This is a genomic window from Pseudomonas sp. GW823-FHT06E10 (assembly GCF_058794995.1).
Genome location: NZ_JBXAHJ010000004.1, coordinates 1 through 20,603 on the forward strand (window position 1 = coordinate 1; position 20,603 = coordinate 20,603).

General features: G+C 60.6%; 15 protein-coding genes. 5 read left to right on the top strand and 10 right to left on the bottom strand.

Annotation, left to right across the window (positions count from 1 at the left end):
• Positions 1 to 71 precede the first annotated feature (71 nt).
• Positions 72 to 3,611, top strand: a complete 3,540-nt coding sequence (locus tag AC1Q6Y_RS07875) for an RHS repeat-associated core domain-containing protein (protein ID WP_492624323.1) — start codon at positions 72 to 74, stop codon at positions 3,609 to 3,611.
• Positions 3,612 to 3,686: 75 nt separating this feature from the next.
• Here the strand turns inward: AC1Q6Y_RS07875 and AC1Q6Y_RS07880 are convergent, their stop codons facing one another.
• Both AC1Q6Y_RS07880 and AC1Q6Y_RS07885 read right to left on the bottom strand, forming a co-directional pair.
• Positions 3,687 to 4,436 carry a response regulator gene (locus AC1Q6Y_RS07880; protein ID WP_492624324.1) on the bottom strand — a complete coding sequence of 250 codons (750 nt, stop codon included), beginning with the start codon at positions 4,434 to 4,436 and terminating at the stop codon, positions 3,687 to 3,689.
• A gap of 53 nt (positions 4,437 to 4,489) precedes the next feature.
• Positions 4,490 to 4,798: a helix-turn-helix transcriptional regulator gene (locus AC1Q6Y_RS07885; RefSeq protein ID WP_492624325.1), complete on the bottom strand. Its 309-nt coding sequence runs from the start codon at positions 4,796 to 4,798 to the stop codon at positions 4,490 to 4,492.
• A gap of 319 nt (positions 4,799 to 5,117) precedes the next feature.
• On the opposite strand from AC1Q6Y_RS07885, the gene AC1Q6Y_RS07890 reads away from it, so the two are divergent.
• Positions 5,118 to 5,249 (top strand): hypothetical protein, encoded by a 132-nt coding sequence (locus AC1Q6Y_RS07890; protein ID WP_492624481.1) that lies wholly within the window; start codon positions 5,118 to 5,120, stop codon positions 5,247 to 5,249.
• Positions 5,250 to 5,345: 96 nt separating this feature from the next.
• Positions 5,346 to 7,580, top strand: a complete 2,235-nt coding sequence (locus tag AC1Q6Y_RS07895) for a fibronectin type III domain-containing protein (RefSeq protein ID WP_492624326.1) — start codon at positions 5,346 to 5,348, stop codon at positions 7,578 to 7,580.
• Here AC1Q6Y_RS07895 and AC1Q6Y_RS07900 read toward each other — a convergent pair.
• The 8 genes from AC1Q6Y_RS07900 to AC1Q6Y_RS07935 form a co-directional block, all read right to left on the bottom strand.
• Positions 7,572 to 8,573 (bottom strand): 2-hydroxyacid dehydrogenase, encoded by a 1,002-nt coding sequence (locus AC1Q6Y_RS07900; RefSeq protein WP_492624327.1) that lies wholly within the window; start codon positions 8,571 to 8,573, stop codon positions 7,572 to 7,574. The two genes, AC1Q6Y_RS07895 and AC1Q6Y_RS07900, sit on opposite strands and share 9 nt — an antisense overlap.
• Positions 8,574 to 8,594: 21 nt before the next feature.
• Positions 8,595 to 9,887 carry an MFS transporter gene (locus AC1Q6Y_RS07905; protein ID WP_492624328.1) on the bottom strand — a complete coding sequence of 431 codons (1,293 nt, stop codon included), beginning with the start codon at positions 9,885 to 9,887 and terminating at the stop codon, positions 8,595 to 8,597.
• Positions 9,888 to 9,990: 103 nt separating this feature from the next.
• Entirely contained in the window at positions 9,991 to 10,977 is a 987-nt protein-coding gene (locus AC1Q6Y_RS07910) for a sugar kinase (protein WP_492588257.1), read from the bottom strand.
• The gene (locus AC1Q6Y_RS07915) at positions 10,970 to 11,752 is read right to left on the bottom strand and encodes a sugar phosphate isomerase/epimerase family protein (RefSeq protein ID WP_492624329.1); all 783 of its coding nucleotides are present in this window, start codon (positions 11,750 to 11,752) and stop codon (positions 10,970 to 10,972) included. Before AC1Q6Y_RS07915 ends, AC1Q6Y_RS07910 begins: the two co-directional genes overlap by 8 nt.
• 172 nt (positions 11,753 to 11,924) lie before the next feature.
• The gene (locus AC1Q6Y_RS07920; protein WP_492624330.1) at positions 11,925 to 12,950 is read right to left on the bottom strand and encodes a LacI family DNA-binding transcriptional regulator; all 1,026 of its coding nucleotides are present in this window, start codon (positions 12,948 to 12,950) and stop codon (positions 11,925 to 11,927) included.
• Between the two features lie 243 nt (positions 12,951 to 13,193).
• Complete coding sequence (locus AC1Q6Y_RS07925) at positions 13,194 to 13,835, bottom strand: DUF1345 domain-containing protein (RefSeq protein ID WP_492624331.1); 642 nt, start codon at positions 13,833 to 13,835, stop codon at positions 13,194 to 13,196.
• Positions 13,836 to 14,003: 168 nt separating this feature from the next.
• The gene (locus AC1Q6Y_RS07930) at positions 14,004 to 17,102 is read right to left on the bottom strand and encodes a multidrug efflux RND transporter permease subunit (protein ID WP_218498137.1); all 3,099 of its coding nucleotides are present in this window, start codon (positions 17,100 to 17,102) and stop codon (positions 14,004 to 14,006) included.
• A 15-nt stretch (positions 17,103 to 17,117) separates the two neighbouring features.
• On the bottom strand, positions 17,118 to 18,275 hold the full coding sequence (locus AC1Q6Y_RS07935) for an efflux RND transporter periplasmic adaptor subunit (protein WP_492624332.1): 1,158 nt from the start codon (positions 18,273 to 18,275) through the stop codon (positions 17,118 to 17,120).
• A gap of 293 nt (positions 18,276 to 18,568) precedes the next feature.
• On the opposite strand from AC1Q6Y_RS07935, the gene AC1Q6Y_RS07940 reads away from it, so the two are divergent.
• A complete protein-coding gene (locus tag AC1Q6Y_RS07940; protein ID WP_057714693.1) occupies positions 18,569 to 19,270 on the top strand; it encodes a response regulator in 702 nt (233 codons plus the stop codon).
• Positions 19,271 to 19,274: 4 nt separating this feature from the next.
• A complete protein-coding gene (locus AC1Q6Y_RS07945; protein WP_492624333.1) occupies positions 19,275 to 20,576 on the top strand; it encodes an ATP-binding protein in 1,302 nt (433 codons plus the stop codon).
• The last annotated feature ends 27 nt before the right edge of the window (positions 20,577 to 20,603 follow it).

A 20,603-nucleotide genomic window follows, 5' to 3' on the forward strand; every position in this document is an offset into this window, starting at 1 on the left:
ACACCGAATATCACCTCGTCCCGAACCTGGAGTTCAAGGACCAGCCGCCTTATTGCCAGTTGCCGAAAACCGTGACCGAGACCTGGCACCGGGTCGCCGCCACGACGCCGCGCCACGTGGAAACCGTGTCCACCACCTATGACAATTTCGGCAACCTGCTGACCCAGGTCAACGCCAACGGCGTCACCGAAACCAGCGAGTGGTACAAGGCCGAAGGCGAGGAAGGCTGCCCGGCGGACCCCCAAGGGTTCGTGCGTAACCTCAAGCGCAACACCGTGACCCCGGCGAAGTCCGACTACGGCAACGCGCCGACCCTGCAGACCCGTTACACCTACAGCGAGCTGCCGAGCCTGATCGACAGGGAAAAGTGGCTGGCGATCGAAAATGAAACGCTGTTGCAGATCCGGACCGGTAACGAACTGGAGCTGACAACAACGACGTATGCCTACTTCAATAATCCAGGCAACCCATTCGAGCATGGCCGCAAACGGCTGGACGAGGTGGAGCACAACGGCAACGTCACTGCGACCCATTACAGCTATCGCACGGCCCGGTATGCCCGGACCGACGAACCGGTATTGCATACCGACACCGAAATCGTCGGGTTTGATGACAGCGCCACGAAACCGGTGCGCAAGCGATTCACGCTGATGCATTCCATCTACAACGGCGAGCCGTTGCTCAATCGTGACGATAACGATGTCGAAATCGCCTACAAATACGACTTGCTGAGTCGGGTGACCAAGGAGACCGTGGCCCCCAATACCGCTTACGAAGCCAGCCGTTCCTACACCTACACATTGAGCAACGCTGCCGGGCAGCAGGCTCTGCAAACCGCTTGCGACGTAAAGGGAGTCACCACCACCACGTGGCTGGACGGCTTCAACCGGCCGATCAAGGAGGCCCGGCAGGACGCCGACGCGCCCGGATTCAACCCGAACGACGAACCGCGCCTGACCTACGAAGCCACATACAACAACCGTGAACAGTTGATCAGCGAGACAGTCATCGACTGGGAAGGGTCGAAGAACGTCCCGTTGACCAGTCTTTTGCGCTACGACGACTGGGGAGAGCAACGCTGTGTGGTACGGGCCGATGGTGTCGAGGAACATGAGGTGACCGACCCCATCCATCAAACCACTACCAGGTGGCTGGAAGTCGCGGGCAAGGCTGCCACCGGCAAAACCGTCACCGCCAATAATCTCTTCGACAAGCCGGACAGCATCAAGCGTTATGCCAAGGGCGTCGACCCAACCGCACCCGGCGCCGTGGCCTACAGCGAACACCTTTATGGCTATGACGGTATTGGTCGCACCGCTGAAGAGCATGACCCCATGGGGAACCGGACGGCCAACGACTACGATGCGTTCGATCGCTTGGTCAAGACCGTGTTGCCGGACTACTACGAGGTCGAGCGTGAGTATGCGCCCCATAGCACCGAAGACTTGCCGAGGCGCATCAGTGTCGCCGGTATCGAACTGGGTACCCAGGAGTTCGATGGCCTGGATCGCATGACGGCATCCACCACCGGCGGGCGGCGAAGCGAATACACCTTCGATCCAGGGCAAAGCCAGCCCAAAAGCGTACTGCGCCCCAGCGGCGTCACCACAGATTACGTTTATCGGCCGGAACTGGGCGAAGACCCGGAACAGCGCATCGCTGTGGAGAGCACCGCTGTCTTTACATACGATCAGCAAAATGCGCGCTTGAGGAAAACCCAGGAAGTCGATGAGAACGGCATTACCCATGTACTCGAGCGTGAGTATTTCAGTACCGGTGAGCTGAAAAGCGAGCGCCGTGGGGCGGCCAATGAAGAGCCGTACGTGATGCATTACCAATACAGTCGCCAGGCGCGTCTGCTGAACTACATCGATGTGCTTGGACAGCACCAGACGTACACCTACAATCCGCGCGCGCAGTTGGTCGAAACCCGCTTGGGCAACACGCATTCAACGTTTACCTATGATGATCTGGCGCGAGTCAAGTCGATCAGGACGGTCGACGGCGATCAGGCCCTGGAAATCACGATCGCCTACGACGATTTTGAACGCGAAGTACTGCGTACATTCGACTTTGGGCAGGGTGTCATCCAAACCTTGGCCCAGACCTACGACGAAGCTGACCACCTGACCCACCGCACGTTGCAGCAAGGCAGTCACCTGCTGCGCGATGAAACCTACGCCTACGATGAACGAGGGCGGCTGGTGGATTACCGTTGTGAGGGCAGTGAGTGTCCGGTGGACCCGTACGGCAAAACCATTATCGGCCAACTGTTCGGTTTCGATGAAAAAGACAATTTGACCTACCTGGAGACCACCTTCGATGGCGGTCGTCATTCGATTTACTTCGAATACAACAACGAAGACCCTTGTCAGTTGAGCGCGCTGGAAAATGAACTGAGTCCACCACGCCCCGGCGATCCCGATTATCCGCCCAGGATCGACTTCAACTATGACGCCAATGGCAACTTGTTGAATGACGAAGCCGGGCGACTATTGGGTTACGACAGCCTGAGCCGCTTGATCAGCGTCAGTGCGTTGTCCGGTGAGTCCCCCGGTGATTATCAATACGACGCGCTCGACATCCTCAGCGGCAGCGGTTCCGACAGCGGCAACGAACGGCGTTTTTACCAGAATGGTGATTTGGTCAATCTGGTAAAAGGCGCGGACAGCAGCACCTTCGTGCGAGCAGAAGGTGTCGTGCTCGCCGAGCACCAGGAAGGTGCCAGCCCAAAGTCCCTGCTGCTGGCCGCTGATGACAAGAACAGCGTGCTGCATGAACTCGGCCACGGTGAACGTCTGGACCTGGCTTATACGCCCTATGGTTATTCGGTCGGTGGGGAAGGGGCGCTGGGGTACAACGGTGAACAGCGTGAAGTGCGCGATGGCCGGTATTTGCTGGGGAAAGGGTATCGGGCATTCAACCCGACATTGATGCGGTTTCACAGTCCGGACAGTTGGAGCCCGTTCGGGGAAGGGGGGATGAATGGGTATGCGTATGTGTCGGGGAATCCGATTGGTTATACGGATCCGACGGGGCATTTTAAGTTAAAACTATTCACGCTTTTGATGTTTAGCGGTTTCGACGAGGCGGGCCAGGCCGCAGGCCAGGGAGCGGCAAGAGCGTCCGGCCCGGTCATACAGAGAGCGTCAAGAACTGCGGGCCAGGCAACAAATGCAGCGAGCTCGACAATGCAAGCTAGCGATGAATTAGTTTTGAGGGGCTATACGATAACTACCGGCAGTGGACCCAGCACGTTTGAGGCGACGACATCGATTGCTCAACAAACCGGTTCCAGGGGGGGGAGCAGTATCTCATCGGCACCGGTGCCCTCTATGCGGGGACCAAGTCGTGCCACTTCTGCCGTGAGTCATGCTCCTCAACAATCGCGACAAGCAGTGGCACCGACTAAACCTGGCCCAGCGATACCTACTCCGAAGCCGCCAAAGCCACTCTCCACCAAAGAATTCAATAAGCTGGGTTTGTTTGATAGGCAAAGATATTTGGATAGAGGTGGTATAGATCCCACAACAGGTATGCCTGCGCCAAAGACAAAGAGTAATTGGATGGATGTTAAAAAAGAGCGCGACAGATTCAGGGATCAACTTTAGTTATATTTATTTAAGACTCTCTATCTAGTGACTTGTAGGGGGGGACGTGGATGGGTTGATGACCTTCGCAGGGCTTCAACACATCAACCCACTCACCCGCGCAAACTCCACCAACCCACCGTCATGGTCAAGTCCCAACTTGTCCATGGCGGTGCGTTTCTGTCGGCTGATGGTTTTTTCGCTGCGGTTAAGCAGCGCCGCGATCTGCCGGCCGGACAAGCCCTGGACGAACAGCCGCACCACCTCCAGTTCACGCTCGGAAAGACTCACCGCTGCCGTACCGCTTTGAGACTCGACCAGGGTCTGGGCCTGCAGAGCGCTGGCGAAAGTCGGGCAGAGGTAGCTTCGCCCCCCGATCACCCGCTGTGCCGCCCGTTTCAATTCCTTCATCGGGCTGCGCTTGTCGAACAGACCTTTGACGCCCGCGTTCAACAATGCCTGCAACAGCGAAGGGTTGCGCATGGTAGTCATCACCACCAACGGGATGTGGGCAAAGTGGCGCTTGAGGTAGCCCATCAACGCCATGCCATCGGGAAAGCGCCCATAGGGCATCGAATAATCGCTGATCACCAGGTCACAGGGTGTGTGCTCCAGATGGTTGATCAGTTCATCGGCGTTGTGTGCCAGGGCGACCACCGAAAACATCGAGCCAGGTGGCGAGCACAGGGCAATTTTCGCGCCCCCCAATACCACGGGATGGTCATCGGCGAGAATGATGCGTTGCTGGGAGTCGGTTCGGTGCCCGTACGATACGGACGTATCGTCACAGGCACTTTGGCGGGCGGGCGTAGACGGCAAGAATTGAGGCTTGTATTCCGGGTTCATGAAATGTCTCAACAGGGTCGACGACACGCGGACCCTTGATGAGAGCAGCAAGTTCAAGGCATTCGGATCAAGCCTTGTTCCAGCGCCTTGACCAGGGCGACCCAGCGTGAGCTCACGTCGAATTTTCGGCGAATGTTGCAAAAGTGGTAGTTCACACCAGACTCGGTACAACTGATGATCTGCGCGATTTCCCAGGACGATTTGCCCGCTGCGATCCACATCAGGACTTCTTTTTCCCGGGGGGTGAGCTTGATTTTCTTCGGTTGAGCGACCTCCTGATCGAGCTGAGTGAGCGGGGTTATCGATGAGCGAACTGAGGGGGTAGCGGACTGATGCATTTTGGATCTCCCATTCATCATCATTGACGGCGTGGGCGCGGCAGAATCGTCCTACTTCATAAAGGCATGGTTCGCTCGGCCGTCCTACAAAGCCCGGTACAGGGCTGTAGGTGAGGTCTTTTTATAGCGCGAATCCTCCGACTTGGAACCTGTCAGAAATTACAGGTGAGGGACTTTAATCAGGCGTTATGGAAAAGGCTGTCAGCCGAAGACTCCAGTGGTTGTAGGAGGGATCTTCGAGTGATGACGTCCCGAGAAATGCGCGTTAATTTTTTGATTAGACGCGGTTTTGTGTATTGAGCGGAGTCGACTCACCACGCAGATTTTCACCGGATAGATGCCGATGCAAGGGGTGGTTTTCGATCGGCACCGATATGCCCGTTCGTCGCTGCAATTGCGCGAGCAGGGCGTCGATGTCCTGTTGTTGTCCATCGGCGATCCGGATTTCGACACTCTCCGGCCGTGGCAAGCATAGAAATCAACTGACCGCCACTATCAGTTCTGTCAGTGGTGGTGCACCCACAAACGGTATTTAAATGGAAACAGACAAACCGTTGCTGGAGGCTTCTGGATGAGCGGGCATGAATACGAACCACCCTTGACCGATAGCGCTTACGTAGTGCCGCCAATCTCCATTACCGCGTCCGCCCAGTCGTCGTCGACCATACGCGTGATCTGGGGGTACATGGCCGGTGGCGGGCATACCGGTTCGCGGGTGAAGTGGGGAGTGGTCGGCGGCTCCACCGTCGGCGAGTTCGATGTTCCTATCAATTCCTTGACCTATATCATCAGCGGGCTCAATCCGAACACGCAATACCTCATCCAGGTCTACGGGCTCAAGGGGAGCGAGGTATCGCCGGTCAGCAAGGACGCCCAGGCCAAAACCCATCCCACAGCCTCTGTTCCGGCAAGCCCGACCAACCTCAGTGCCACACCCGCCAAAAACACCATGGCCCTGACCTGGTCCGGCCCCGCCGATGCGTCGAGCTACAAGATCAGCTACGGACTTGCCCCCAGTGGCGCGGTGATCGGCTCCACGACATCGGTGGCGGCGGCTCACACGGTCAGTGGCCTGAGCGCCGGCACCAACTATTACTTCGATGTGTACTCGTCCAATAACGTCGGCGATTCGCCACCGACGCGGATCAATAAACAGACCTTGCCTGAGGCGGCGAACGTGGCGCCGCCGATTACCATCACCGCGTCCGCCCAGTCGACGTCGGCCATTCGCGTTACATGGGGATACCTGGCTGGCGGCGGGCATACCGGTTCGCGGGTGAGGTGGGCAGTGGTCGGCGGCGCCATGGTGGGCGAGTTCGATGTTCCCATCAGTGGTTTGAGCTATAACATCAGCGGGCTCAACCCGAACACGCAATACCTCATCCAGGTCTTCGGGCTCAAGGGGAGTGAGGTATCGCCAGTCAGCAAGGACGCCCAGGCCAGAACTCATCCCGCAGCCTCTGTGCCGGCAAGCCCGACCAACCTCAGTGCCACCCCCACCAAAAACACCATGGCCCTGACCTGGTCCGGCCCCGCCGATGCGTCAAGCTACAAGATCAGCTATGGACTTGCCCCCAGTGGCGCGGTGATCGGCTCCACGACATCGGTGGCGGCGGCTCACACGGTCAGTGGCCTGAGCGCCGGTACCAACTATTACTTCGATGTGCGCTCGTCCAATAACGTCGGCGATTCGCCACCGACGCGGATCACCCGGCAGACCTTGCAAGTGCCCGGGGCGCCCGCTGGTTTGCGGGCGACGGCGACAATCTCGACGCTGGAGGTTCAATGGTCCGCCGTCACCGGCGCCGTCGATTATGTCATCCGTTACGGTGTCGAACCCGGCGGGACAGTCTATCCACTGACCACGCGACTTCTGCGCGAGACGCTGGCTAACCTCAACAAAAATACCCTTTATTTCGTCGAAGTCAGCGCTCGCAATGCCAACGGCGAATCTCCCCCGTCGCGCATCACTCAACGAACGCTGGACGGCCCACCGTTGCCCCCCAAGCCAGGCCCGTTGGTTGTGCTGGACACCTTTGACACCGTGCGCGTCAGTTGGGCCACGATCAATCAGCCAGGGTACGAGGTAGCCTATGGTTTGCTCAGTCAACACCCGCAAGTCATTGCCCGATATGAAACCGAGCACCTGACCTGGCTGTTGAGATACCTGTCTCCCGATGTGACCTATTTCATCGAAGTGCGAGCCTTCAACGAGACAGGATATTCATCACCCTCATACGCAACCGTCACCATCGGCCCGGACCGGACACAACCCAGAAACCTGAGTAATCCGGGCAGGACGTTCAACGAAGCGAGGTTGACTTGGGACGCGCCCCAGGACGCCTCTTATCTGATCGACTATGAAGTCACCTGCCCGGGGCGGCCGGTCGTTCGCACCAGCACCCGTGAACACATCGCCACGGGGTTGATACCCGAACGGGAGTATCGGTTCACCGTTCAGCCCCGTCGGCCCGAAGGCCCCGTACCGGCTATGTCAGCCGTGATCAACGTGGTGACCCATGACCTGGTCCCGCCGATTCGCGTGACGGCCCTCAAGCTGACGCCTTCGACACCTGGTAACGCACTATTGAGCTGGAGCGCATCGCAGGACAATGTCGCGGTTACCGGCTACGAGGTGCGTCGCAACTCGGGTAGCTGGATTTCGGTGAGCGGTACCAGTTACCCGGTTTCAGGCGTGGGGAGCTCGGACGTTTTTGAGGTAAGGGCCAAAGATGCCGCTGGAAACCGTTCCCTGTCGGTAAGGAAGACGTTCACTGACGGCGCGGCGGCCGCTACGTCATCCTGACTTCGCGCGATCAGGCCCGACTTTCCAGGCAGCGGCATTCACCAGATTCACCGGCCGCTGCCCGCTCAGCGCCGCCAGCAGGTTGTCCACCGCACAGCGGGCCATGGCTTCCCGTGTCTCGTGGGTGGCCGAGCCCATGTGCGGAGTCGCCACCACATTGTCCAGTTGCAGCAACGGCGAGTCATGACTTAGCGGCTCGCGCTCGAACACATCCAGCCCGGCGGCGCGAATCTGTCGTTCGCTCAGTGCCCGGATCAGCGCCGTTTCATCCACGACTTTTCCTCGGGAAATATTGATGAAGATGGTTTCCGGGCGCATCAGCGCGAACTGCCGTGCCCCGATCAGCCCTTCGGTTGCGGCGGTCAACGGCAGCGTCAGGCAGACAAAATCCGCCTGCTGCAGCAGGTCGTTGAGGCTGCGGTACTGGGCATTGAAGCGTTTTTCGACCGCCGGTTTCGGCGAGTTACTGTGATAGATCACCGGCATGCCGAAGCCGAAATGCCCGCGCTGGGCCAGGGCCTCGCCGATGCGGCCCATGCCAATGATGCCCAGGGTCTTGCCGTGTACGTCACTGCCGAAATGTGCGGGGCCGATGTTGCGGGTCCACTGGCCGTCGCGAACCATGTTCGCCAATTCCACCACGCGCCGCGCAGTGGCCAGGATCAATGCGAAACCGGTGTCGGCGGTGGTTTCGGTGAGCACGTCCGGCGTGTTGCTGAGCAGGATGCGCCGCTCGGTAAGGTAATCGATGTCGTAGTTGTCGACGCCCACCGAAACGCTGGCGATGGCTTCAAGGTTGGGCGCCAGGTCCAGCAGTTCGGCATCGAGTTTCAGGCTGGCACCGAGCAGACCGTGGGCATGGGGCAGGGCGTCGCGCAGTTTGCCGAGACCTTCGGCATCGAGGCTGTCGATCAGCGTCACATCGGTGTGCTCATGCAGACGAGCCATGAGCAGCGGCGAGAGTTTCTTGTACAGGACGACCTGCTTTTTCATCTTCGTGATCTCAACTTCAATTCAGGAATGAGCCGTGAGGGGGCGCGCTACCGTGGGCCGCTCCCGGTCGCTGGCGCCGGGCTTGAGGAACACCGTGAGCACCACCGAAAGCATCAGCGCACCGCTCATCAACAGATAGGATGCACCGGGCGAACCGGTGGAGCTGTTCAGGTAACCGACCAGATAAGAGCCGCCAAACGAACCGAGCGCGCCCATGCTGTTGATCAGCGCCATGGCACCGCCCGCGACGTTGGCCGGAAGGATTTCCGGGATGATCGCGAAGAACGGACCGTACGGCGCATACATGCAGGCACCGGCAATCACCAGCAGGGCGTACGACCACCAGAAGTGTTCGGCGCCCAGCGCGTAGGAACCGTAGAAAGCAATCGAGGCAATCAGCAGCGGCGGCCAGACGAAGCGTTCGCGCTTTTGCAGTTTGTCCGAACCCCAGGACACCAGCAGCATGCCGATCACCGCCGCCAGATAAGGCAGCGCCGACAGCCAGCCGGCCTCGACCATGTCCATCTGCGCACCCGCCTTGAGGATCGACGGTAGCCACAATACGAAACCGTAGACACCGATGCTCCAGCAGAAAAACTGCAGCGCGAGGATGATCACTTTGGGTGAGCGAAATGCTTCGGCGTAGTTTTTCACTGCTTTGATGCCTTCCTGTTCGGCCGCCAGTGCGCTTTCCAAATCCTGTTTTTCCTGATCGTTGAGCCACTTGGCCTGGGACGGACGATCATCGGCCAGACGCCACCAGATGAAGGCCCAGAGCACTGCCGGCAAACCTTCGACAATGAACATCCAGCGCCAGCTGTAATGCTGCACCAGATACCCCGAGACCACCGACATCCACAGCATGGTCACCGGGTTGCCGAGGATCAGGAAGGTGTTGGCCCGCGAGCGTTCGGCACGGGTGAACCAGTGGCACAGGTAGATCAGCATCGCCGGCATCACCGCGGCTTCGACCACGCCGAGCATGAAGCGGATGACGATCAGCCAGTAGGCGTTGGAGACGATCCCGGTCAACGTCGCCAGGCTGCCCCAGAGGATCAGGCTGACGAAAATCAGTTTCTTCACGCTGTGTTTCTGGGCGTAGATCGCGCCGGGTACCTGGAAGAAAAAGTAACCGAGGAAGAACAGCGCGCCGAGCATCGACGACAGGCCTGGTGTGATCATCAGGTCGGCGGCCATCCCGGAGGCGGCGGCAAAACCGTAGTTGGCGCGATCGAGGTACGCCAGGCTATAGGTGATGAACACGATGGGCATGATGTACCACCAGCGGCGGGTGGCGAGCGTTGCGGTTTTCATGGGTGATGCTCCTGAGCTTGTTGTTTTTGTCGCAGCAGGTAACGGTTTGTTCTTCAGTGCCTGTATTGGCCTCGTCGCGAGCAAGCTCGCTCCCACAGGGGAATTACATTGGAATACGATCCAGTGTGGGAGCGAGCTTGCTCGCGATGGCGGCCTCAAATTCGCTGACCATTTCGGATCGAGTCGGCAACCCCTCCATATCCCCCCGACTCTGCACCGCACGGCTGCCAATCCAGTTGGCCCGCCGCACGGCGTCGGCAAAGCTGTGGTTTTCCAGGAGTGCGCTGATCATGCCGACGGCAAATCCATCGCCGGCACCCACGGTGTCGACCACCGTTTGCACCGGCACACCGGCGACGAAACCTTGATCAAGATGCGTGCGGAAATAAGCACCGTGGGGGCCGAGCTTGATTGCCACGGCTTCGGCGCCCTGGTCGAGGTAGAACGCGGCGATGTCGGCCGGGTCTTCGAAGCCGGTGAGCAGGCGACCTTCGCTCAGCCCTGGCAACACCCAATGAGCGAGGGCGGCGAGGCTGTTGATCTCGGTGATCATCAGTCGCTCGCTGGCCCACAGGCTCGGGCGCAGGTTGGGGTCGAACGACACGCTGCGCCCGGCATCGCGCATGCGGGTCATCAATTCGAAGGACATCTGCCGTGCCGTTTCCGATAACGCCGCAGGAATGCCGGTGGCGTGCAGATGCCGGGCCTTGAGCAAGTCGGGCACGATCGAATGCGACGACAAGTGACTGGCCGCCGAGCCACGGCGAAAGTACTCGACGACGGGATCGCTGCCATCGTCGGTGCGCGACTTGAGTTGGAAACCGGTGGGGTGCGCGGGGTCGATGTCGACGTGGCGGCAATCCAGGCCTTCCTTTTCCAGGCTGTCGATCACGAATCGGCCCAGGGAATCGGCGCCGACGCGGCTCAGCCATGCCACGTTGAAACCCAGGCGCGACAGGCCAATGGCGACGTTGCTGTCGGCGCCGGCAATGCGTTTGTGGAACGCGTTGACGCTGGCCAGGTCGCCGGTCTGCTCGGCAACGAACATCGCCATGGTTTCGCCGAACGAGAGGATATCGATCTCAGACATGAGCATTCTCCAGCGACAATTGGCCGAGGTGGGCGAGGGCGGCGACATGCTCGGTTGTCAGCTGCACCAGGTCTTCGCCTTGCAGCGGATATTCCGCGGCTCGCATAACGCCTTGGTCCATGTGCCGCAGCAGGTGTTCCCACTGTTGCAAGTCGCTGGCGGCGGGTGGGATGGCAACCAGTTTGCCGTCGGCACGGCGCGTCACCGCTTTACAGTGCACATAACCGACGTGCCGTCCGAGCAACCGCGCGGCGCTGGCGGCGGACTGGTCCTGCCACTGCCAGTTGCCGATATCGAAGGTCATTTTGATCGGCAGGTTGTGTTGCTCGACTTCATTGAAGAAACGCTGGAACGGTTCGATGCGGCCACCGTGCTGGGTCTGGTCGTTCTCCACCAGCAATTGCACCGCACTTTCGCCGAGCATGCGGGCGAGGCGTTGCAGGTCGCTGTTGTCGGTGAAGTAACCCAGCGATACTTTCAGCCATTTGGCGCCGAACATTTGGGCGCGTTGCAGTGCTGTCAGCAATTCGGGATTGGGTCTGGATTGACCGGCCAGCCACAGTTCCATCGGTGATGAGTACACGCTTTCCAGGCCCTCGGCCTGAGTCGCGTCGGCCAGGTGCTCGGGGTTCTCAAAGGTCAGCAGCTCTTCGCGCCATTCGATGCGCGTGGCCCCGGCGGCAGCCAGTACTGCGATGAAACTGCCCTGGCCGCGCTGGCGCACCAGATCGGCGCCGTAGCTGGAGAGGCTGATGGAAACGGCTGGTTTATTCATTGTTTTTCTACCTCTGAAACCGGTTTCATTTTTGTTCAAAAAAATATCAGTGAGTGATGTGTTGTTCTTTCGGGCCTCATCGCGGGCAAGCCCGCTCCCACAGTGTTTTGTGTCGTACATCAATGTTGTGATTCCTGTGGGAGCGAGCTTGCTCGCGATGGGGCCAGTCCAGTCATCTGAAAACGCCAAGGGTCGACCCCCGCACAACCAACTGCGGCGAAAAATCCAGCGTCCGCAACGCCCCGTCATCCCCCCGCAACCGCTTGAGCAAACACTCGAACGCACTCGCGCCAATCTCGGTGGTCGGCTGGGCCAAAGCGGTGATGCCACTGCCCACCAACGGGTACCAATCCAGATCGTCGAGGGCTATCAGCCCCACTTCTTCAAACAGATTGCACTTGAGCTCACGCAAGGCATGGGTGCTGGCCAGCGCCGCGATCCCGTTCGCGCAAAACAGCGCTTTCGGACCGGGGCCTGGAGTGGCGAGGAAATTTTTCAGGTGCGCAGTCAGTTCGCAGCCGGTCTCAATCATCGTGCCGCGCAGGGCCGGGCGTTGGGCAATTTGCGCCTTGAAACTGCTGACCCGCTCGATCCGCGAACTGGTGCCGTCAAACGGCTCTGTCACCAACAGCACGTCGCGATAGCCGCGTTCTTCAAGGTGGGCAAGGGCCATCTCTACAGCCGCCGGGTTATCCAGGCCGACCATGTCACTCTCAAGATGCTCGACTTTGCGGTCCACCAACACCAGAGGCATTTCCCGGTGCAGTTCATGCAACTCGTCACGGTGATGGCCGAGGGTGTTCACGATCAGGCCTTCGATGTTGTACGAGCGCAGCAGGGCCAGGTGCTGGCGTTCCTGCTCGTCGTCGCGATCGGTGTTGCACACCACCAGGCTGTAGCCGTGCTGACGGCAGGCGGTTTCCACCCCGTGCATCACGGCAATCGAATATGGGTTGCGGATATCGGCCACCAGCATGCCGATCAGGCGGGTGCGCCCGCGTTTCAGGCCACGGGCCATCTGGTTCGGGCGATAACCCAGTTCGGCAATGGACTGTTCGATGCGCTGGGCAATGGCATCGGAGAGCAGGGCACGGTCTTCGCCGATGAACCGCGAAACGCTGGCCTTGGAGACCTTGGCGTGTTCGGCCACGTCGAGCATGGTCACGCGGCTGCGCTGGGCGGCGGAAAAGTCGTTCACGGTCTGAAACCTTCTTATTGGATTTATAGGGTCGAGTGGTTCGTGTGATCCACCTGAAACCGGTTTCAGAAGACACCAAAAGCCAATTCGCCGTCAAGCCCCGAATGATGGATTGTCGAACAACGACCGAGAAGTGGCCGTCAGGCCAACACGCTCAACCATGCCGAACCCAGCAGCAACAGCGCCACACCGCCCCATTTAACGTCCGCTCCGAGGGCGATGACTAGAACGTTTGTGCAGCGTTCAGTTGAACAGCCCGGCGGCAATATTGATCGAAAACCCGAGAATGGCCGTGTTGAACAGAAAACCGATCAACGACTGCGCCAGCACGATCTTGCGCAAGTCACGAGTGGCCACGCCGACATCCGAGGTCTGCACCGCCACGCCGACGGTGAACGAGAAGTACAGGAAGTCCCAATAGTTGGGCGTTGTCAGGCCTTCAGCAAAACGCAACGCCGGCTCCTTGCCTTCCCAGGTGTAAAACAGGCGCGCGTAGTGCACGCTGAAAATCACCCCGATCAGCAGCCACGAACCGATCACCGTCAAAGCGGTGAAGCCGTAGTGCAGCAGTTTGCGGGTGGTTTCCAGGTCTTTGCCGCCGGCCAGTTCGAGGGTGATGGCTGCCAGGCTGGCAATTGCCGCAATGCACACCACGAACAGCACCAGCCCGGCGTTCTCGTCCTCGATTTCGGCAATGCGTTTCACATCAGTCGCTTTCGAACGCACGACGAGCCAGGACATCAGGATCAGGTAAGTCCAGACCCCGGCATTCCAGCCGATGAGTATTTTGCCGATGACCGAATCGGCCGGAGCCAGAATGCCCACCGCGATGCCAAGTGTGGCGGCAGCGGACAGGCGAGGGTGGGTGCGGGTGAGGAAAGGCATGGAGGCTCACTATGGCAGGGCGTCAGTGCACCATAGCGCAGGAGCTTTGTAGGAGCGAGCTTGCTCGCGATGAACTCAAGAATGCCTCTGGGTGTCAGGTTCCCAGCGTTATCGTTGACGACCATCGCGAGCGAGCTCGCTCCTACAGGTGTGGGGCTGTGGTGTTGGTTAGATGTTTTTATGGCGCTTGCGCACCAGCTTCATCACCACCACAAAAAACACCGGCACGAACACCACGGCCAGCGTCGCGGTGATCATCCCGCCGATCACCCCGGTGCCGATGGCCTGCTGGCTCGCTGAACTGGCGCCGGTGGCGATCGCCAGAGGCACTACGCCAAGGATGAACGCCAGGGAGGTCATGACAATCGGCCGCAACCGCAGGCGTGCTGCTTGCAGGGTCGCGTCGATCAGGTCGTGGCCGTCGTCGTACAGGCTCTTGGCGAACTCGATGATCAGGATCGCGTTCTTCGCCGACAGGCCGATGATGGTGATCAGCCCGACCTTGAAGAACACGTCGTTGGGCATCCCGCGCAAGGTCACGGCCAGCACCGCGCCGAGTACGCCCAGCGGCACCACCAGCAGCACCGAGGTGGGGATCGACCAGCTCTCGTACAACGCCGCCAGGCACAGGAACACGATCAACAGCGACAGCCCCAGCAGGATCGGCGCCTGGCTGCCGGACAACCGTTCCTGCAACGACAACCCGGTCCATTCCTGGCCCAGGCCCGCCGGGCCTTGCGCCACCAGCCGCTCGATCTCGGCCATGGCCTCGCCGGTGCTGTGCCCCGGGGTCGGTTCACCGGAAATGCTGATCGCCGGGTAGCCGTTGTAGCGGGTCAACTGCGCCGGGCCCTGAGTCCACCTGGCCTGTACGAAGGCTGACAAAGGCACCATTTTTTCGTGGGTGTTGCGCACGTGAATCTTCAGCAGGTCTTCCACCTGACTGCGCTGGTCGCCCTCGGCCTGCACCACGACGCGCTGCATCCGCCCCTGATTGGGGAAGTCGTTGATATAGGCTGAGCCCACGGCCGTGGACAGCACATTGCCGACGTCGGCAAATGACACCCCCAGTGCGTTGGCCTGCTTGCGGTCGACGACCAGTTGCACCTGCGGTGCCTCGGCCAGGGCACTTTCGCGCACGTTCATCAGGATCGGGCTTTTTTCGGCTGCCGCGAGTAACTCGGTGCGCGCTTGCATCAACTTCTCATGGCCGAGACCCCCGCGATCCTGCAGGCGGAACTCGAATCCGCTGGACGTACCCAGGCCATCCACCGGCGGCGGCAGTACGGCAAACGTCACCGCGTCCTTGATCTGGCTGAGGGCGACGTTGGCCCGGTCGGCAATCGAAGCCGCCGAGTCGTCGCTGCCTCGCTCGGACCAGTCTTTGAGCGTGCTGAACGCCAGCGCCGCATTCTGTCCGCTGCCAGAGAAGCTGAATCCGAGAATCACCACGCTGTCCCGAATGCCCGGTTCCCCGGCGTTGTGCGCTTCAACCTGCTCGGCCACCTGCACCGTGCGATTCTTGCTCGCACCCGGTGGCAACTGGATGTCGGTGATGGTGTAACCCTGGTCTTCCACCGGCAGGAACGAGGAGGGCAAGCGACTGAAGGCCAAGCCCAGGCCGATCAGCAGCACGCCGTAGATCAGCAGGTAGCGCCCGGTACGTTTCAACGCATAGGCGACCCAGCCCTGATAGCGCTCCGTCAGTTGTTCGAAGCGACGGTTGAACCAGCCGAAGAACCCGGTCTTTTCGTGGTGCTCGCCTTTGGCAATCGGCTTGAGCAGTGTCGCGCACAGGGCCGGGGTCAAGGTCAGGGCGAGGAAGGCCGAGAACAGGATAGAGGTGGCCATCGACAGCGAGAACTGCTGGTAAATCACCCCGACCGAACCCTGCATGAAGGCCATCGGAATGAACACCGCGACCAGCACCAGAGTGATGCCGATGATGGCCCCGGTGATCTGCTGCATGGCCTTGCGCGTGGCTTCCTTGGGCGACAAGCCCTCGGTGGCCATGATGCGCTCGACGTTTTCCACCACCACGATGGCGTCGTCCACCAGAATGCCGATGGCCAGCACCATGCCGAACATGGTCAGTACGTTGATCGAAAATCCGAGCGCCAGCATTGTCGCAAAGGTGCCCATCAGCGCCACCGGCACCACCAGCGTCGGAATCAGCGTGTAGCGGATGTTCTGCAGGAACAGGAACATTACCGCGAACACCAGCAGCATCGCCTCGAAGAGGGTGTAGACCACTTTGGTGATCGAGACCTTGACGAAGGGTGAGGTGTCGTACGGTATCGAGTACTCGACGTTCGCCGGGAAATAGCGCTTGAGTTCGTCCATCTTCGCCCGCACCAGGGTTGCGGTGTTCAGGGCGTTGGCGCCGGGCGACAGTTGCACGGCGACGGCGGTGGACGGTTTGCCGTTCAGGCGCGTGGAAAACTGGTATTCCTGGCTACCGATCTCGACCCGCGCCACATCACTGATACGCACGGTCGAGCCGTCCGGGTTGGCCTTGAGGACGATGTCGGCAAACTCTTCGGGGGTCGACAACTGGCCCTTGACCAGAATGGTCGCGGTGATTTCCTGGGTGGTGCGGGTTGGCAGGTCACCGATGCTGCCGGCCGACACCTGGGCGTTTTGCGCGACGATGGCGGTGTTGACGTCCGCCGGCGTCAGGTTGAAGGCGAGCAGCTTCTGCGGGTCGATCCAGATCCGCATCGCCCGTTCGGCGCCGTACAGTTGCGCCTTGCCGACGCCGTCCAGACGCTTGACCTCGTTCATCACGTTGCGCGCCAGGTAATCGCTGAGCGCCACGTCGTCGAGCTTGCCGTCGCTGGAGGTCAGGGTGATCAGCAGCAGGAAGCCGGATGAGACTTTCTCCACCTGCAAACCTTGCTGGATGACCGCTTGTGGCAGGCGAGACTCCACGGCTTTCAGGCGGTTCTGCACATCCACCTGAGCCAGTTCCGGGTTAGTGCCCGGCTGGAAGGTGGCCTTGATGGTGGCGCTGCCCAGGCTGCTCTGGGATTCGAAATACAACAGGTGATCGGTGCCGTTGAGCTCTTCCTCGATCAGGCTGACCACGCTCTCGTCCACGGTTTGCGCCGAGGCGCCGGGGTACACGGCGTAGATTTCGATTTGTGGCGGTGCAACATCGGGGTATTGCGCCACCGGCAATTGCGGAATGGCCAGCGCACCGGCCAGCAGGATGAACAGGGCAACCACCCAGGCGAACACCGGGCGGTCGATAAAGAACTGCGGCATAAAAAAGCGTCCTGCTTACTGACCAGTCACCTGGGCAAGTGGAAGAGGGGTGTCGTCGATTTGCACTTTCTCGCCGGGGCGGGCGTGTTGCAGGCCTTCGATGACGATGCGGTCGCCTGCCTTCAGGCCTCCGGTGACGATCCAGCGATCGTTCTGCACGGCACCCAGTTCGACCGGTCGCTGCCCGACCCGCTGTTCGGCGTCGAGCAGCAGCACCTGGGCGACGCCGGCGCTGTCGCGCTGGACGGCACGTTGCGGCACGCTGATCCCCTGCTGGTCGACCGCTTGCTCCAGGCGTACGCGCACGAAACTGCCGGGCAGCAAGTCGAGGTCGGGGTTGGGGAACTCGCTGCGCAGGATGATCTGGCCAGTACCCGGGTCGACGGTGATGTCGCTGAACAGCATTTTGCCTGGCAACGGGTAGAGGCTGCCGTCATCTTGAATCAGCGTGGCCTTGGCCTGGTCCTGGCCGACCTGCTGCAACTGGCCGGAACGGAAGGCGCGGCGCAGTTCATTGAGTTCGCGGGTGGACTGGGTCAGGTCGGCATGAATCGGGTTCAGTTGCTGAATCAGCGCCAGAGGCGTGGTTTCGTTTTGTCCGACCAGTGCGCCTTCGGTGACCAGTGCGCGACCGATACGCCCGGAAATCGGCGCGGTGACCGTGGCGTAACCGAGGTTCAACCGGGCGCGTTCCACCGCCGCCTTGTTGCCGGCGACGTCGGCAGCGGTCTGCCGGGCGTTGGCCCGGGCGTTGTCGTAGTCCTGGCCGCTGATGGCCTTGTCGTCGATCAACCGGGCGTAGCGCTGTTCCTGCAATCTGGCCTGGAACGCGTTGGCCTCAGCCTTGCGCAACGCGGCTTCGGCGCTGTCCAGGTCAGCCTTGAACGGCGCCGGGTCGATGCGGAACAACACTTCGCCCTGTTTCACGTCACTGCCTTCACGGAAGGTGCGCTGCAAGACAACGCCAGCCACCCGGGCACGCACTTCGGCCATGCGTGGTGCGGCAATCCGCCCGCTCAGTTCACTGCTGATGGTCAGTGGCCGCGCTTCGATGGTCTCGATGCGAACTGTGGCCAGCGGCGCCTGTTCCTCGGCATTCGAGGACTTGTCACACGCGCCCAGTGTCAACGCCAGTGCAATCAGGCTGAGCCTGGCAAGCAGATTCTTCGACATGTAATACCCCAATAAAGACCCCCAGCATCCTACTGGGCGAAGGCGAGGGTAGCGGTGAAGCTTTGTTGGTGCTGTGTGAAATTGTGTAAGGGTTTTACTCAGGTGTGCGTGAGGGCGTATATCCTGCAGTCCTTGATTTCTATTGCGCCAGATAGATTGCCATCGCGAGCAAGCTCGCTCCCACCGGGATTTGATGTGAACACGAATGTTGTGAACAACACCGACCACTGTGGGAGCGAGCTTGCTCGCGATGGCGGCATATCTGGCGCCACGGCTCTTTCTGGAAACACCCCATGCCCAACATCCTCCTGGTCGAAGACGACACCGCCCTCGCCGAACTGATTGCCAGTTACCTGGAACGCAACGGTTATTCCGTCAGCGTGATCGGTCGCGGTGACCACGTGCGCGAACGTGCGCGGCTCAATCCGCCGGACCTGGTGATCCTCGACCTGATGCTGCCCGGCCTCGACGGCTTGCAAGTCTGTCGCCTGCTGCGCGCCGATTCGGCGACCCTGCCGATCCTGATGCTCACCGCCCGCGACGACAGCCACGACCAGGTCCTGGGCCTGGAAATGGGGGCCGACGACTACGTCACCAAACCCTGCGAGCCGCGGGTGCTGCTGGCCCGGGTGCGGACCTTGTTGCGCCGCAGCAGCCTCAGCGAGCCGCAGACTGCCAACGACCGCATTCTGATGGGCAACCTGTGCATCGACTTGTCCGAGCGTACCGTCACCTGGCGCGGGCAATTGGTGGAGTTGTCCAGCGGCGAGTACAACCTGCTGGTGGTGCTGGCCCGGCATGCCGGAGAGGTGTTGAGCCGCGACCAGATCCTGCAACGCTTGCGCGGCATCGAATTCAATGGCACCGACCGTTCGGTGGACGTGGCGATTTCCAAGCTGCGACGCAAGTTCGACGACCACGCCGGCGAGGCGCGCAAGATCAAGACCGTGTGGGGCAAGGGTTACCTGTTCAGCCGTTCCGAGTGGGAATGCTGAGCCGATGTTCAGAATCCTCTTTCGTTTGTACCTGGTGACCATCGTCTCGTTCAGCGCGGCGATCTATCTGGTGCCGGATCTGGTGGTCAAGGTGTTCCAGGAGCGCTTTGTCACCTACAACCTCGATTACTCGCGAGGGCTGCAAACGCTGATCGTCAAACAGTTCCATGGGGTCCCGACCGAACAGTGGCCGACCCTGGCCGCTGAAATGGACAAGGACTTCTCTCCTCTGCACATCGTGCTCAGCAGCAATGACGACAGCAGCCTGACACCCGATGAACAGCAGCGCTTGCGCCGCGGCGAGAACGTCGTGCGCGTGGGCGACTGGGGCTGGCGCACGCTGGCGGTCGCGCCGCTGAATGAGCGCACCGTGGTGCAAATGGTCGTGCCACCGGATCCGCTGGACGTCAATCTGTTGTACTGGAGCATCAACGTCCTGATCGGCGCGACCATGCTCGCGTGCCTGTTGTTGTGGCTGCGCCCGCACTGGCGTGACCTGGAGCGCCTCAAGGGCGCCGCCGAACGCTTTGGCAAGGGCCACTTGGGCGAGCGCACGCAAATTCCCCCGAGCTCCAACATCGGCAGCCTGGCCAGTGTGTTCGACACCATGGCCGGCGACATCGAGAACCTGCTCAACCAACAGCGAGACCTGCTCAATGCGGTGTCCCACGAGTTGCGCACGCCGCTGACACGCCTGGATTTCGGCCTGGCGCTGGCCCTGTCCGACGACTTGCCGGCGGCCAGCCGCGAGCGCCTGCAAAGCCTGGTGGCGCACATTCGGGAACTCGATGAATTGGTGCTGGAGCTGCTGTCCTACAGCCGCCTGCAAAACCCGGCGCGGCTGCCGGAGCAGGTCGAAGTGTCGATGGATGAATTCATCGACAGCATTCTCGGCAGCGTCGACGAAGAAATGGAGTCTCCGCAAATCGTCATCGACGTGTTGCTCCACGGCCAGCTCGAACGCTTCAGCCTGGACCCGCGCCTGACCGCCCGAGCCCTGCAAAACCTGCTGCGCAACGCCATGCGCTATTGCGAGAAGCGTATTCAGATCGGTGTGCAGGTCTATGCCAGCGGCTGTGAAATCTGGGTCGACGATGATGGCATCGGCATTCCGGATGACGAGCGCGAGCGGATCTTCGAACCTTTCTACCGCCTCGACCGCAGCCGCGACCGCGCCACGGGTGGTTTCGGACTGGGACTGGCGATCAGCCGCCGAGCACTGGAAGCCCAGGGCGGCACGTTGACGGTGGAAGCCTCGCCGCTGGGCGGGGCTCGGTTTCGTTTGTGGTTACCGGCTTCGGCCTGACGCGCTTCGCAGGCGCTGCCGCAGCGC